A 14,473-nucleotide genomic window follows, 5' to 3' on the forward strand; every position below is an offset into this window, starting at 1 on the left:
TCTTCGGCTACCTGACCCCAGCCGAGACCAGGCAGCGGCACCAACACGCCCTCGCGGCATAACGAACACGTGTCCAACATCACGGGGAAACTTCAGCACGCACCCGATCCCGGGATTCCGCGCAGCGCTTGCCCGGGACAGAGCAGCTTCGGAGAATCCACCCGCGGCATAGAGCACTCCGCGGTCACAGCCCACGTCGAGCAGTTTGCCAACAAACTCGTCAATGGTCCCGATGCTTACCGGCCGCTTGTATCGCTTGGCTTCAACGGCAATCGTGATGTCTTGGCCGACGACGTGCCCGCGCACCAAGGCGTCGAGTTGGCGCGTGGCTCCGCTGACCAAGCCCGTTACGTGAGCGTCTGGTTCAACAGTGGCGCCTGAATCGAGGCTCTCGACGAGTTCGGCGACTTCTTGCTCGAAGTGCTGCCACGGCTCCTGCCTCTTCCCTCGAACCTGACCCCTCTGAGTCCCTACTCCCTGTCGAATCACCGCCGCATGCTAGCCCGATCTTCGCCCCGCTTATAATGATTTGTTCCACTCTGGCCACTTTCAGGCTACTGCGCCTCCTCCGCAATGCCCCAACAGTGCACTGAAGAGCAGCGCTTGCCGGGGCGGCAGTGGTTTTGAGCCTGTCGACGCGGTCGGCCTAATCTCGCCTGCTGCGCACGGTTCGTGCGCATGAACGGGTGCGGACCGGCACTTCGCACGTCAGCGAAGGCTTGCGGGCGCACCGCCATGTCGACCCCGGGGCGGGCCGAAAAGGAAGACGCGTGTCCGCGACGACCCGCAACGATCCCGGGTTGGGCCTTGGGCTCCGGGTTGAACATAGGATCGGCGGGTCAGCGCAAGCGCCGTCCGGTACGGCCGTCAGAGAGTGAGTGCTGTGCAGTTCATTGTCGTCGAGGAGGGCGAGCGCATCCCCGCGGGACCGCGGCCCATAGCAGTACTCGAGAAGGACAGGTGGGACGACTTCGGGTTCCGCACCACGTTCGGTCTGTCGATCATCGACACCGGAGGCGAACGGCACGAGGTGGGCAGCGTCAAGATCGCCGACCTCGGCATGATGGAACGCGAGAACGGTGCGGTCCGCCTGCCCGAGCGGTTCACCACGCTGGACGACTCCTTCTTCTCCCTCGGGCAGGACGACACCTTCTACGAGCGGTTGCGCCAGCGCGGGGACGGCATCCGCCTGGACGTGCTGACCGGTCTGCGGGACATCGCCTTCGACGAGCGCGCCTTCGAAGCCGCCAGCAGCCACGAGGTCACGCGGACCTCGTTGCTGCGATTCGTAAAGCCGGGCATAGTCCAAAGGCAGTTCCGCCGAATCGCGCGCGGCGGCGACCGTATTGCCGCCTTCCACGTCCTCTACCAGGCCCCCGGCGGTGGGGACGGTCTCACGCTGTCCTTCCGCGTGGAACCCGATACCCGCCCATCCAGCAACATTCACGTCGTCACCGGCCGCAACGGGGCCGGCAAGTCGGTCTTGCTCAACCGCCTGGCCAGGGCCGTCGCCGACCCGGAGGCCGATCCAGAAGCGGTCGGCAGGGTCATCGAGGACAACCGCGACCAGCTCCGGTCCTTCGCCAACCTCGTCAGCGTCTCCTTCAGCGCCTTCGACGAACTGCCTTTCCTGCCCCAGGACGACGAGTCCTTCCCCACCATCCACGTCGGCCTGCGAGCACCATCTTCCGGCCGCGGCAACCGCATGAAGTCGCAGTGGCAGCTCAAGCGGGACTTCGCCGACAGCGTCGAGGCATGCCTGACGGGCGAACAGGGCCATCGCTGGGTGGGCGCCCTGCGCACCCTCACTTACGCTGGCAGCGGCCTGCTAGACGACGACTGGCTCGAAGACTTCCAGGCCACCGACGGCCCAAGCCGCCGCCGCGCCAAGGCCCGCAAGCTGTTCGCCTCGCTCAGCTCGGGCCACAAGGTCGTGCTGCTGACGGTGACCCGGCTGGTGGAGCACGTCGGCGAACGCACCCTGGTGATCATTGACGAGCCGGAGACGCACCTACACCCACCGCTGCTCTCCGCGTTCGTCCGGGTCCTGTCCGACCTGCTCACCGACCGCAACGGCCTAGCGATCGTGGCAACTCACTCGCCGGTGGTGCTGCAGGAAGTCCCAGCCCATTGCGTATGGATCCTGCGCCGCTATGGCGAGCGTGTCGTCGCCGACCAACCGGGCATCGAGACGTTCGGGGAGAACGTCGGCGTCCTGACCCGAGAGGTTTTCGGCCTGGAGGTCACCGCCTCCGGCTTCCACCGGGAACTGGCCTCGCTCGTGGACCGCGGGCGCTCCTACGCGAGCATCATGGAGCGGTTCGGCGGCCGGCTTGGCGGCGAGGCTAGGATTATCGTCCGCTCCCTCGTCGCCGACCGAGACCTCGGCGACGAAGCATGGCACCTTCCGGGAGACCACTCCTGATGAAGCCTCTGCCCCTGCCCGCTCTGGACGCCCGCACCACGTACGCCAGCTGCATATCCAAAACCCGGCCCGCCAAAGCCAAGGCACGCCTCAAGGAACTCGAGGACCAGGTCGCCGCTGCAGCAGCCGATTACGAGAAGGCCGCCGCAGCCGCTGCCCTGCACACCCTGGGCCACCTAGAGAACCAACCCGACGGCGACGACGAGAACGCCACTAGTAACAAGGCGCTCATTAGCTGCTACACCTCCCGCATGGCCCGCAAGGGCAGCGCCGGCCGGAGTCTGTACAACCAACTGCTTCAAGCTGCCAAAGATCTATGCCCCCTGTGCGGGCACGGCTACGCCAACACCCTCGACCACCAGCTGCCCAAGAGCAGTTACCCCCTGCTCGCCATCGCCCCGGCCAACCTCGTGCCGGCTTGCCTGACCTGCAATCACGCCAAAGGCGAAAACGCCCCGGCCAGCGCCGAGGAACAGACCCTCCACCCCTACTTCGACGACATCACAGATCATGTGTGGCTCACGGCCCGCTTGACCGAACCCCCCGAGCCAGGGGTCTCCTTCTACGTCACCCCATCCCCCGGTTGGACACCGACCCTGACAGCCCGGGTCCAGCAGCACTTTGCTACTTTTAAACTCGGCAAGCTGTACGCCGCCCAGGTCGGCACCGAACTAGGCGCCCTCAACGACTACCTGAGAGACAAGCCGTACAGGGCTATCGCCGACGAGCTGCAGCACCGCGCCGCCAGCTACGGCACCCGCAACTCCTGGCAGGCCGCCCTCTACCGGGCCCTGGCCGCAAGCCCCTGGTACGTCAGCTCCGGATACCTGAACGAATGGGACACGTGAGGCCATGCACACAGTCCCGACCCTCTGCTCGCCGCCGTCGTGACCGCAGCCATCGTCGCGAGCCGTTTGCGCTCGCGCCCCGAGCGCGACGCCTACCTGGCTGCCCAGTGGAGCAGCCTCCAGCAGCAGACGGCCGACACTGGGCACCTGCTTCAGGTGACCCAGGTCCACCAACGGGCCCGCCGCGGCTCGAAGGTCGTGATCACCTGGTGCGACACCGGCCTGCGGCAAGACGGCCGTGTTCCCGCTCGGGTCCGGGACCAGGTCGATGGGGCGCTTGCAAGCCTCGGTGACGGTCCACCGGATCGGAGCACCGCAGATGCAGCAGAACGAGGGCGTGGGCAAACCGTTCTTCCGGACGCCAGAGCAGGCGAAGAGACAGCGGCGGACGGTTAGCCGCAGTCGAGGTCCACGTGACGGTGGCGGTGGCACCCGGCCGTAACGGACCGTCGGAATGGCGGTGACGGTGCGGGTCACCGAGGTCGCGGGGCCTTTGTCGACCAGTGTCCTCTGGGCGTGGTCACTGACGGCGCGGCCGGGGCTGAAAGTCTCGCGGGCTGTACGGCAGGAGCCGGGCGAGCAGGGGCCGGCGAGGGCTTCATCACCGCGGCGGACAGACTGAGGTCGTCGCATTCCGGGGTCAATGGCATGCCGATCCGAAACCGCCACAGACTGCTCGGCATGAGCACGGAGACAGTTCAATCCCCGCAATGATGCCTGCCCAGCCGAGCGTCAGCCACTCGACATCTAGGCTCCACCGCCCGCGCTGGAAACGAGGCCGTTCGACGAACCCGTACTGCCGTATAGAGCTGAAAGACGCCCGTCAGCCGTGGGAGTCCCCTGGGACTTTTCTGGGACTTCCGGCCCCATCAACCGGCACGAGCGTGGAATAGTCGAAAGGTCATTCGCGCAGGTCAGAGCCCGTCGACCACCCATTACGGCAGGTCACAGCGCTCGCTGGTCTCTTCCGGGACATGCGACCAGCAGGACACAGTCGGTCTGCACCCAGCGTCGCCTGCCCTCGTCGCGCCAGCGGCGCTCGGCACCCTGACGTGGTTTGACCTGCCCGACAAACCACCTGACCCTCCATCAGAACGAGCGTCAAATGAGCGTCACGAGCGTCATTTCAGCGTCAAGATATCGCCCGTAACGCCCACACCGCACATAATGCGCACGCACAAAACCGCAGGTCAGGAGCACTTCGAGACCGGCTCCAGAATCGCCACGCACTCCACATGATGCGTCATCGGAAACAGGTCGAACGCCCGCAACGTCCGCACCCGGTAACCCCCCTCGCGGAAGTACGCCAGGTCGCGGGCCAGGGCCGCCGGGTCGCAGGCGACGTAGGCGATGCGGCGGGCGCCCAGGTCCGACAGGTGCTTGATCGTGGCTCTGCCCGCACCCGCGCGCGGGGGGTCGAGGACGATGAGGTCGGTCTCGGTGATGCCGGTGCGCGGGAGGACCTGGTCGACCTTGCCGTGCTCGATGCGGACGCGGTCCAGGTCCTTGAGGTTGTGCCGGGCGTCCTCGACGGCGCGCTTGCCGGACTCGATGCCGAGCACCGCGCCCTTCTCGCCGATGCGCTGGCCGATGGCGCCGGCGAACAGGCCGACGCCGCAGTAGAGGTCGAGGGCGGTGTCGCCCTTGCGGGGCAGGAGGCCCTGCATGACGGCGCGGACGAGGGTGTCGGCGGCCTGGGGGTGGACCTGCCAGAAGCCGCCGGAGCCGACGCGGTAGGTGCGGTCGTCGGCGCGTTCGCGGACGAAGGCGCGGCCGTGCACCCGGTGGACGCCGCCGTCGCGTTCGTCGACGCGCATCACCGAGACGGGCTTGTCGAGTGCGACGAGGGGCAGGCGGGCGCCGGGCCTCGGGGTGAGGATGACCTGGCGGTCGTGGGAGCCGGTGGCGGCGATGGCCTCCACCGAGGCCATGCCGGGCCATTCCCGCTTCTCGATGCCGAGTTCGGTGACGCCGGGGGCGGCGATCAGGCAGCGCTCGACGGGCTCCACGTCGTGGGAGCGGTGCTTGCGCAGGCCGACGCGGCCGTCCTCGTCGATGGCGTACTGGACCCGGGTGCGCCAGGCCGGCACCTGGCCCGCCGGGAGTTTGTCGCCCTCGGCCGGGATGACGGTGCCGTCCCAGCCCGCCTCCTCGGGGGTGAGGCCGGCCAGACGCTGGAGCTGTTCGGCGATCACCTCGCCCTTGAGCCGGCGCTGCGCGCCGGGCTTGGCGTGCTGCCAGTCGCAGCCGCCGCACTTGCCGGGGCCCGCGTACGGGCAGGGCGCCTCGACACGGTCCTTGGAGGGTTCGAGGACGCGTACGGCGTCGGCACGCAGGAAACGGGAGTCGCTCGCGCCCTCGGTGACCCGGGCGACGACCTTCTCGCCCGGGAGCGTGTGGCGTACGAAGAGGACCCGGCCCTCCTCGGTGCGGGCGATGCAGTGGCCACCGTGTGCGACGGGGCCGACCTCGACCTCGTACTCCTCCCCGACCAGCGACGACGTGGGTTCGTTCTGCATGACGGGGTGACTCCAGGTTTCGGGGGCGGGACAGCCGGACGACGACCTGCGGCTCGGCCGGACGACGACCCACGAGTCTACGTCGGTGTCGTCCGGCCGTTCACCACGTACGGGCCGGGGAGCCGGCGGGGCCCCGGCACGGGTTCCGGTCAGCCCTTGTTCACGGGCTCCTTGGGCCTGCGTTCCACGGGTCCGCGGCGCACCGCGCCCGGCGCGTTCCACTCGGCGCGCTTCCTGGCCCGCAGCTTCGCCGCCTCGGAGGACTCCAGCTGATACGGCACCGAAGTCACCATCACGCCCGGGGTGAACAGCAGCCGCCCCTTGAGACGCAGGGCGCTCTGGTTGTGGAGGAAGTGCTCGTACCAGTGGCCGACCACGTACTCCGGGATGTACACACTGACCACATCGCGCGGGCTCTCCCGGCGCAGGTTCTTCACGTAGTCGATGACCGGGCGGGTCACCTCGCGGTACGGGGAGTCGAGGATCTTCAGCGGGATGTCGATGCCGCGTCGCTCCCAGTCCTCCCTGAGGGCCTTGGTCTCGGCCGGGTCGACGCTGATGGAGAGCGCCTCCAGCTTGCCCGAGCGGATCAGCTTGGCGTAGGCGAGAGCGCGCAGGGTGGGCCGGTGCAGCTTGGAGACCAGGACGATCGAGTGGACCCGGGAGGGCCGCATCTTCTCATCGGCCGGGGTCTCGTCGGCCGCGATCTCCTCGGCCACGCGGTCGTAGTGCCTGCGGATGGCGGTCATCGTCGCGTAGAAGATCACCATGCCGAGCAGGGCGACCCAGGCGCCGTGGGTGAACTTGGTGGCGAGTACGACGACGAGCACCGTGCCGGTCAGGAAGGCGCCGAAGGTGTTGATCGCGCGGGAGCGCATCATGCGGCGGCGCTTGGCCTGGTCCTTCTCCGTCGCCAGGTGGCGGTTCCAGTGCCTGACCATGCCGATCTGGCTGAGGGTGAAGGAGACGAACACGCCGACGATGTAGAGCTGGATCAGCCGGGTCGAGTCCGCGCCGTAGACCCAGGTCAGCAGGATCGCCGCGCCCGCGAGCAGCACGATGCCGTTGGAGAAGGCGAGCCGGTCGCCGCGGGTGTGGAGCTGGCGGGGCAGGTAACGGTCCTGGGCGAGGATCGAGCCGAGCACCGGGAAGCCGTTGAACGCGGTGTTGGCGGCCAGGAAGAGCACGAGGGCGGTGGCCGCGGCCAGGACGACGAAGAAGAACGTGCCGTCGCCGAACACGGCTGCCGCGACCTGCGAGATCACCGGGTCCTGAACGTAGTCGGCGCCGACCGGGACTCCGTTGTGGATCAGGTCCCGGGCCGGGTTCTCGGCCATCTTCACGCCGGTGGCCATGGCCAGGCCGATGATGCCGCAGAACATCGTGACGGCCAGCAGGCCCATCATCGCGAGCGTCGTCGCGGCGTTCCTGCTCTTCGGCTTGCGGAAGGCGGGCACGCCGTTGCTGATCGCCTCGACACCGGTGAGCGCGGCACAGCCGGAGGAAAAGGCCCGCAGCAGCAGGAAGACCAGCGCGAAACCGGCCAGTCCCTCGTGCTCGGCCTTGATCTCGAAATCGGAGGTCGGGGCGTGCATGGTGTCCCCGAGGACCAGGCCCCGGAACGCACCCCAGATGATCATGATGAAGACGCCCGCCACGAAGAGGTACGTGGGGATGGCGAAGAGCTTGCCCGACTCCTTGACGCCGCGCAGGTTCATCAGTGTGAGCAGCACGATGGCCGTGATCGCGGCCGCCGTCTTGTGCTCGACGACGAACGGGATCGCGGACCCCAGGTTCTCCACCCCGGAGGCGATCGACACGGCCACGGTCAGCACATAGTCGACGAGCAGCGCGCTGGCCACGGTGAGCCCCGCCCTGGGCCCGAGGTTGGTGGTGGCGACCTCGTAGTCGCCGCCACCGCTCGGGTAGGCGTGCACGTTCTGCCGGTACGACGCCACGACCGTGAACATCAGGACGACGACGGCGAGCGCGATCCAGGGGCTGAACTGATAGGCCGACACGCCCGCGATGGACAGCACCAGCAGGACTTCGCCGGGTGCGTACGCCACCGAGGACAGCGGGTCGGATGCGAAGACAGGAAGTGCGATGCGCTTGGGGAGGAGCGTTTCCCCCAGCTTGTCGCTGCGCAGCGCCCGTCCGATCAGAATCCGTTTGGGCAGGTCGGTCAGTTTGGACACGCAGAGGATCGTAAGCGTTCCGTATGGAAGACGCAGAACTGTGGGTGCCGTGGCCCGCCATTTCCCTGCGCTCAGCCGAAACCGCCACGAAATCCTTAACGAAATCCTTGCACCCCGCATCGGAAACCGCGCCGGGGAACTACGCACAGGAACTGAGCACCGGCGCTGCGCCGGGCCCCGGGCACTCCATGCGAGCGCCCAGCCAGCCCCCGCGCAGGCGCCGGCGCGCGTGTGCTCAGGCGTCCTGGAACAGAGCGCTGTAGCCATTGAGCGCGGGCTGACCTCCGAGATGCGCGTAAAGAACGGTGGAATCCCGCGGGATTTCGCCGCGCGACACGAGATCGATCGTTCCCGCCATCGATTTCCCTTCGTACACGGGGTCGGTGATCATTCCTTCGGTACGGGCGGCGAGCCTCATCGCGTCGAGCGTGGTGTCGTCGGGAATGCCGTACGTGCCCGCGTGGTAGCGCGCGTCCAGTTCGATGTCGTCCGCGTTGATCTCCCGGCGCACCCCGATGAGCCGTGCGGTGGCCGCGGCGATCCGGGTGATCTGCTCCCGGGTGCGCGTGGGGTCGGCCGAGGCGTCGATGCCGAGCACGCGTCGCGGCCGACCGCCTGCCTCTTCGAGCGCGGCGAATCCCGCGACCATGCCGGCCTGGGTGGAACCGGTCACCGAGCAGACGACCACTGTGTCGAAGAAGACGCCGAGCGCGCGTTCCTGCTCGGCAACCTCGTACGCCCAGTTCGCGAAGCCGAGTCCGCCGAGCGGGTGGTCCGAGGCTCCGGCGGGGATGGCGTACGGCCTGCCGCCGTCCTCCTCGACCTCGCGCAGCGCCCGCTCCCAGCTCTCCTTGACACCGATGCCGAAACCGGCGCGCACCAGGCGCACGTCGGCCCCCGCCAGGCGGCTGATCAGGATGTTGCCGACCTTGTCGTAGACGGTGTCGGGCCAGTCGACCCAGCTCTCCTGGACGAGTACGCACTTGAGGCCGGTGCGGGCGGCGACCGCCGCGACCTGGCGAGTGTGGTTGGACTGGACGCCGCCGATGGAGACGAGGGTGTCGCAGCCCTGCGCGAGCGCGTCGGCCACGAGGTATTCGAGCTTGCGGGTCTTGTTGCCGCCGTAGGCGATGCCGGAGTTGCAGTCCTCCCGCTTGGCCCAGACGTCGGCACCGCCGAGGTGGTCGGTGAGCCGGTCGAGGCGGTGTATGGGTGAGGGGCCGAAGAGGAGGGGGTGGCGATCGTACGAGGAGAGCGAGGCAGGAGGGGCGGGCGGGGACGGGTGGGCGGCGGTCGGCAACGGGGACGACGAGGACTGGGGTGCTGCGGGCATCACGGAGGCTCCCTCGGTCGGGTCGGGGCGGAGCAAGGCTGAGCGGGGTTGCGATCGGCTTGCCGGAGTTGTGGTCGGCTCGTCGGGGACGGGCAGGAGGCGACCGGCTGTCGGCGTCACGGTCGGCTGTCGGCGTCGGGGATGGTGATCGGACGGCCTACTGAGGCGTACGGGTACTGGCCCGCCCGTACCGGTACTGGTACTGAGGCGTGCGGGTGCCGGCACCGGGGCCTACGGGTCTCGCGGGCGCAGGTACCGAAGGCTGCGTGCTGCGTGCTGCGTGCTGCGTGCTGCGTGCTGCGTGCTGGGAGCGCCTACGCGGAGTGCTCCTCGGACGGGTCGTCGGCGAGTTCTTCGAGTGCCCACCAGATCTCGGCCGTGATCCGGACCGCCGCGCCGGTGTCGCGCGCCGCGCACGCCTCGATCAGCCGGTCGTGCAGTTCCGCCGAGCCGTGCGCCGCGCTCGCCGTGCCGAACCGCCTCCACTCCAACCGCCGGATCAGAGGCGTGTAGCGCTCGACGGTGGCGGCCGCGGCACGGTTGTCGCCGGCGATGACGAGCACGTCGTGGAGCTGGTCGTCGGCGCGCAGCGCCTCCGCCACGTCGCCTCGGCGGGCCGCGTCCCGGAACGCGTCGTTCGCCTCGCGCATCGCGGCGAGGTCCGCGTCCGTGAGACGGGGCACGGCGGTCCGGACGGCCAGTTCGTGCATGGCCCGCACGACGGCCGCCGCGTCCCGGACGTCGCGCGGGACCAGGCGGGTCACCCGCGTGTAGCTCTGCGGCTTGGACTCCACGAGCCCCTCGCCGGAGAGCCGGGACAGCGCCTCGCGGACCGGGGCCCGGGACAGCCCGAGACGTTCGGCGAGGTCCGCGTCCCGTACGGGGGTGCCGGGCGGGATCTCGCCGCGCACGATCGCGTCACGGATCGCCTCGTACGCCGTTTCCCGCAGCAACGTCCGTCGGACCGGACGCAGGGTCCGCAAGGTCTCCATGAACTGACATGTTAGATGTCTGTCCTGGCCGAGCTCAAGGGCCGCGAGAGGGCCGGCCCCGCGGGACCCGCATCCGCGGCGACGAGGGTCCGCGGGAAGCCCGAGCAGCCGGTACATGACGGCGCGGCGCCGCCACGGTGATGCGCCCGCTCCCCCGGGAATGCGCCCGCGCCGTCCGAACGCGCCCCCCTTATGCGAATGCCCCTGCCCACGCGGGTGCACCGCCCTCACGGACGGGCCCTGGCATGGCAGGGTGGCCGGAACCGGCCGCTTAGTCGACACGGCGCGATGGCCGGAACCGGGCGCTCTCCCCGGCCTCCGTCGCGGACGCGTCGAAAGCGCGGTCGGATGAGGCTTCGCGCTTCCCGCCGCATAAGCTCATCCTGGGCAACGGGATCGTTGCCCCGTTGTTTTGCCCGGCAAGCTGAGAAAGAAGTGTGAGCAGGGTGTTTTCGCAGGTCAGCCGGATGACCAGGACTGCGAGGTAGGCACAAGGTGCACATCGTCATCATGGGCTGCGGGCGAGTGGGAGCCGCTCTCGCGCAGACCCTGGAGCAGCAGGGGCACACGGTCGCCGTCGTCGATCGGGACCCCACGGCGTTCCGGCGTCTCGGGTCGGGCTTCGGTGGGCGGCGCGTCACCGGTGTGGGCTTCGATCAGGACACCCTCCGTGAGGCCGGGATCGAGGAAGCCGGCGCGTTCGCCGCGGTGAGCAGCGGTGACAACTCGAACATCATCGCCGCCCGGGTGGCCCGCGAGATGTTCGGCATCGAGAACGTCGCGGCGCGGATCTACGACCCTCGGCGTGCCGAGGTCTACCAGCGTCTGGGCATCCCCACGGTCGCCACCGTGCGCTGGACCGCGGACCAGATGCTGCGGCGGTTGCTGCCGTCGGGCGCCGAGCCGCTGTGGCGCGACCCGAGCGGTGGCGTACAGCTGGCGGAGGTGCACACCACCCCGTCCTGGATCGGCCACAAGATCAGCACCCTTCAGGAGGAGACGGGCGTCCGCGTGGCCTTCCTCACCCGTTTGGGCGAAGCCATACTGCCCAGCTCGCAGACGGTGCTGCAGGAGGGCGACCTCGTCCACGTGATGATGCGTACGGACGAGATCGCGAAGGTCGAGGCGGCCTTCGCCGAAGGGCCCGAGGAGGGCGGTCACTGATGCGTGTCGCGATTGCCGGGGCCGGCGCGGTGGGCCGTTCCATCGCCGGCGAACTGCTGGAGAACGGGCACGAGGTGCTGCTCATCGACAAGGCACCGACGGCCATCTCGGTGGAGCGGGTGCCGATGGCGGAGTGGCTGCTGGCCGACGCCTGCGAGATCACCTCGCTCGACGAGGCGGCCCTTCAGCGCTGCAGCGTCGTGATCGCCGCGACCGGCGACGACAAGGTGAACCTCGTCGTCTCGCTTCTCGCGAAGACCGAGTACGGCGTGCCGAGGGTCGTCGCCCGGGTCAACAACCCCAAGAACGAATGGCTGTTCAACGAGGCGTGGGGGGTCGACGTGGCGGTCTCCACGCCTCGTCTGATGTCGGCCCTGGTCGAGGAGGCGGTGAGCGTCGGTGATCTGGTACGGCTGCTGCGCTTCAGCCACGGCGACGCCAACCTGGTCGAACTGACGCTGCCTCCGGAGTCGGCGCTGGCCGGCACCCAGGTCGGCGATGTGGCCTGGCCCGAGGACACCTCGTTGGTCACCATCATCCGCGGGCAGCGGGTGCTGACGCCGAGCACGGAGGAGACGCTGGAGGCCGGTGACGAGCTGCTGTTCGTGGCCGCGCAGGCCCGCGAGGAGCAGTTGGAGGACCTGCTGTCGGTATGTCGGGGCGACTCGGAGGACTGACGCGGCGCGCACACGGGCGGTACGCCGAGGGCCCGGAACCTGTTCCATGGTTCCGGGCCCTCGTGTCCGCCGATGCCGTCGACGTGTTCAGAACTCCTGGGAGCAGGTCGCCGCACCCGCCTCGGCCGCCGCACGGGCCTCCGCCTTGCGGGCCTTCTCGGCCTGTTCCTCCGCCTCCATCTCGGCGAAGACGTCGATGGGCGGCGGCGCCTTGGCGAGGAAGACCCAGGTCAGGTACACCGCGAGAAGGAACGGCGGGATCTTCAGGGCGACCAGGACCCAGCCGAGCTGGGTGGTGTCGGCCCACCAGTACAGCGGGAAGAGGATCGCGCACTTGGCGAGCAGGATCAGGCCCCAGGCATAGCTGGCCTTGGCGTACGCCTTCTTGCGGCCGGGGTTCCTGGTGCGCCAGGAGAGGTTCTCCCTGAAGACCGGGCCGAGGATCAGGCCGATCAGCGGCACCCCGGCGAGGGTGGTGACCAGGTAGGCGAGGGCCAGGCCGAACGTGTAGAGCATGCCCGGCAGGTAGAAGTCCTTGGCGTTGCCGGTCATCATCGCGAAGACGACACCGAAGGCGACGCCGAAGACACCGCTGAAGGCGTGCTTGGCAGTGTCCTTGAGGACCAGCCGCACGGCCACGAGGACCAGCGACACCGCCAGGGCCGCGATGGCCGAGACGTGCAGGTCCTTGTTGATCGTGAAGATCGTGACGAAGAGCAGCCCGGGAACGACTGTCTCCACCATCCCCCGGGCACCGCCGAACGCTTCGAAGAGCGCGGCCTCGGTGACCGCCTTCGCTTCGGCCTCCTGGGGGTCGGTGCGGGTGATGCGGTCCGTGTCGGACGTCGGCTTGTCGTGAGACGTCACCGGCTACTCCTTGCCGAGCGGTCGGAGTTCGTATTTGGGGTTGAACAGCACCCGGCGTCCGTGACTCATGGCGATCCGGCCCGAGGCGATGAGCTTGCGGCCCGGTTCTATGCCGACGATGGAGCGTCGGCCCAGCCAGACCACGTCCAGCGGCGCGGTGCCGTCGAACAGCTCCGCCTCCAGGGCGGGCACTCCGGCGCGCGGCCGCAGGGTGACGGTCCGCAACGTACCGGTCACCTTCACGATCTGCCGGTCGGTGCATTCGGAGATCCGCGTACAGCCCGAAGCCTGCGAGTCCTCCTGCAGCTCCTCGGACTCCAGGTCCTCCTGGGAGCTGGACAGTCGGTCGAGCATCCGCCGGAAGCGTCCGGAAGGCTTCTCCGCCTTACCGGACCTTCCGGGCTTCTCGAATCGAGGAACAGCACTCATACCCGAAGGGTACCGGTCCCCGGTCCTCCGAGTGGGTGTCCGGTCTCACTCGAACGGGATCCCGAAATGGCCACCCGGCCCCGCCCTTGTCGACCCCACGCGCCATCCGAATCGACCGCACGCGCCTCCGGCCCCCGACGCGCCCCCTGCGACACGCGCGCCCGCCCGGGGCCCGTCCGCCGGGCACGCCCGCCCCCGCATGTCCGCCCGGTACGTCCGACGGGCACGCCCGCCCCCGCACGCCCGTCTCAGCCGCGTTCGAAGCGGTAGCCCATCCCCGGTTCGGTGACGAAGTACCGGGGGTGCGAGGGGTCGGTCTCCAGCTTGCGCCGCAGCTGCGCCATGTAGACCCGCAGGTAGTTGGTCTCGGTGCCGTACGAGGGCCCCCAGACCTCCTGGAGCAGCTGCTTCTGGCTGACCAGCCGGCCGCTGTTGCGGACCAGGACCTCCAGGAGGTGCCATTCCGTGGGGGTGAGCCGCACGTCGCGGCCCGCGCGCTGGACCTTCTTCGCCGCCAGGTCGACGGTGAACTCCCCGGTCTCGACGATCACGACGTCGTCGGAACCCTGCCCGCCGACGGGTTCGGCACGGCGTACGGCGGCCCGCAGCCGGGCCAGCAGCTCGTCCATGCCGAACGGCTTGGTCACGTAGTCGTCGGCCCCCGCGTCCAGCGCCTCGACCTTCTCGTCGGAGGTGTGACGGGCGGAGAGCACCAGGATCGGCACCCGGGTCCAGCCGCGCAGCCCCTTGATCACCTCGACGCCGTCCATGTCGGGCAGGCCGAGGTCGAGGACGACGACGTCGGGGTGGCGTGCGGCGGCGAGCTGGAGCGCGGTGGCGCCGTCGGGCGCGGCGTCCACCTCGTACTTGCGCGCCTTCAGGTTGATCACGAGGGCGCGTACGATCTGCGGCTCGTCGTCGACCACGAGCACCCGGGTCATGGGGGCCCTGCCTTTCTGCTGTAGGGCGACCGCCCGTGCGGCGGTCTGCGGTGCGGCGGTCTTCCGGGACCGCGGGGGGA

At 69.1% G+C, this 14,473-nt stretch carries 12 protein-coding genes; 4 read left to right on the forward strand and 8 right to left on the reverse strand.

Annotated elements, in window-relative coordinates:
- The coding region (locus tag ACFYXM_RS20950) for a restriction endonuclease (RefSeq protein WP_389291278.1) at positions 1-489 on the reverse strand (489 nt) is incomplete at its 3' end.
- Positions 490-883: 394 nt separating this feature from the next.
- Between ACFYXM_RS20950 and ACFYXM_RS20955 the strand changes: the two genes are divergently transcribed.
- Both ACFYXM_RS20955 and ACFYXM_RS20960 read left to right on the forward strand, forming a co-directional pair.
- The gene (locus tag ACFYXM_RS20955; protein WP_389291279.1) at positions 884-2,425 is read left to right on the forward strand and encodes an AAA family ATPase; all 1,542 of its coding nucleotides are present in this window, start codon (positions 884-886) and stop codon (positions 2,423-2,425) included.
- Positions 2,425-3,273: an HNH endonuclease gene (locus ACFYXM_RS20960; protein ID WP_389291280.1), complete on the forward strand. Its 849-nt coding sequence runs from the start codon at positions 2,425-2,427 to the stop codon at positions 3,271-3,273. The genes ACFYXM_RS20955 and ACFYXM_RS20960 overlap by 1 nt, the downstream gene beginning before the upstream one ends.
- A gap of 1,190 nt (positions 3,274-4,463) precedes the next feature.
- Here the strand turns inward: ACFYXM_RS20960 and ACFYXM_RS20965 are convergent.
- The 4 genes from ACFYXM_RS20965 to ACFYXM_RS20980 form a co-directional block, all read right to left on the reverse strand.
- Positions 4,464-5,792, reverse strand: coding sequence for a class I SAM-dependent RNA methyltransferase (locus ACFYXM_RS20965; RefSeq protein ID WP_389291282.1), 1,329 nt, complete (start codon positions 5,790-5,792; stop codon positions 4,464-4,466).
- Positions 5,793-5,941: 149 nt separating this feature from the next.
- On the reverse strand, positions 5,942-7,990 hold the full coding sequence (locus tag ACFYXM_RS20970; protein ID WP_389291284.1) for an APC family permease: 2,049 nt from the start codon (positions 7,988-7,990) through the stop codon (positions 5,942-5,944).
- Positions 7,991-8,225: 235 nt separating this feature from the next.
- Positions 8,226-9,323 carry a 1-aminocyclopropane-1-carboxylate deaminase gene (locus ACFYXM_RS20975; RefSeq protein ID WP_389291286.1) on the reverse strand — a complete coding sequence of 366 codons (1,098 nt, stop codon included), beginning with the start codon at positions 9,321-9,323 and terminating at the stop codon, positions 8,226-8,228.
- 314 nt (positions 9,324-9,637) lie between these two features.
- Positions 9,638-10,306, reverse strand: a complete 669-nt coding sequence (locus tag ACFYXM_RS20980; protein WP_389291463.1) for a GntR family transcriptional regulator — start codon at positions 10,304-10,306, stop codon at positions 9,638-9,640.
- Between the two features lie 504 nt (positions 10,307-10,810).
- Here ACFYXM_RS20980 and ACFYXM_RS20985 point away from each other — a divergent pair.
- A complete protein-coding gene (locus ACFYXM_RS20985; RefSeq protein WP_073789829.1) occupies positions 10,811-11,479 on the forward strand; it encodes a TrkA family potassium uptake protein in 669 nt (222 codons plus the stop codon).
- Complete coding sequence (locus ACFYXM_RS20990) at positions 11,479-12,156, forward strand: potassium channel family protein (RefSeq protein ID WP_389291288.1); 678 nt, start codon at positions 11,479-11,481, stop codon at positions 12,154-12,156. The genes ACFYXM_RS20985 and ACFYXM_RS20990 overlap by 1 nt, the downstream gene beginning before the upstream one ends.
- 87 nt (positions 12,157-12,243) lie before the next feature.
- Here the strand turns inward: ACFYXM_RS20990 and ACFYXM_RS20995 are convergent, their stop codons facing one another.
- The 3 genes from ACFYXM_RS20995 to ACFYXM_RS21005 form a co-directional block, all read right to left on the reverse strand.
- Entirely contained in the window at positions 12,244-13,023 is a 780-nt protein-coding gene (locus ACFYXM_RS20995; protein ID WP_389291290.1) for a DUF3159 domain-containing protein, read from the reverse strand.
- 3 nt (positions 13,024-13,026) lie between these two features.
- Positions 13,027-13,452, reverse strand: a complete 426-nt coding sequence (locus ACFYXM_RS21000; protein WP_360110278.1) for an OB-fold nucleic acid binding domain-containing protein — start codon at positions 13,450-13,452, stop codon at positions 13,027-13,029.
- A 248-nt stretch (positions 13,453-13,700) separates the two neighbouring features.
- A complete protein-coding gene (locus ACFYXM_RS21005; protein WP_389291292.1) occupies positions 13,701-14,393 on the reverse strand; it encodes a response regulator in 693 nt (230 codons plus the stop codon).
- Positions 14,394-14,473 lie beyond the last annotated feature (80 nt).

This window comes from Streptomyces sp. NPDC002476 (genome assembly GCF_042889785.1).
In the GTDB taxonomy this organism is placed as follows: domain Bacteria; phylum Actinomycetota; class Actinomycetes; order Streptomycetales; family Streptomycetaceae; genus Streptomyces.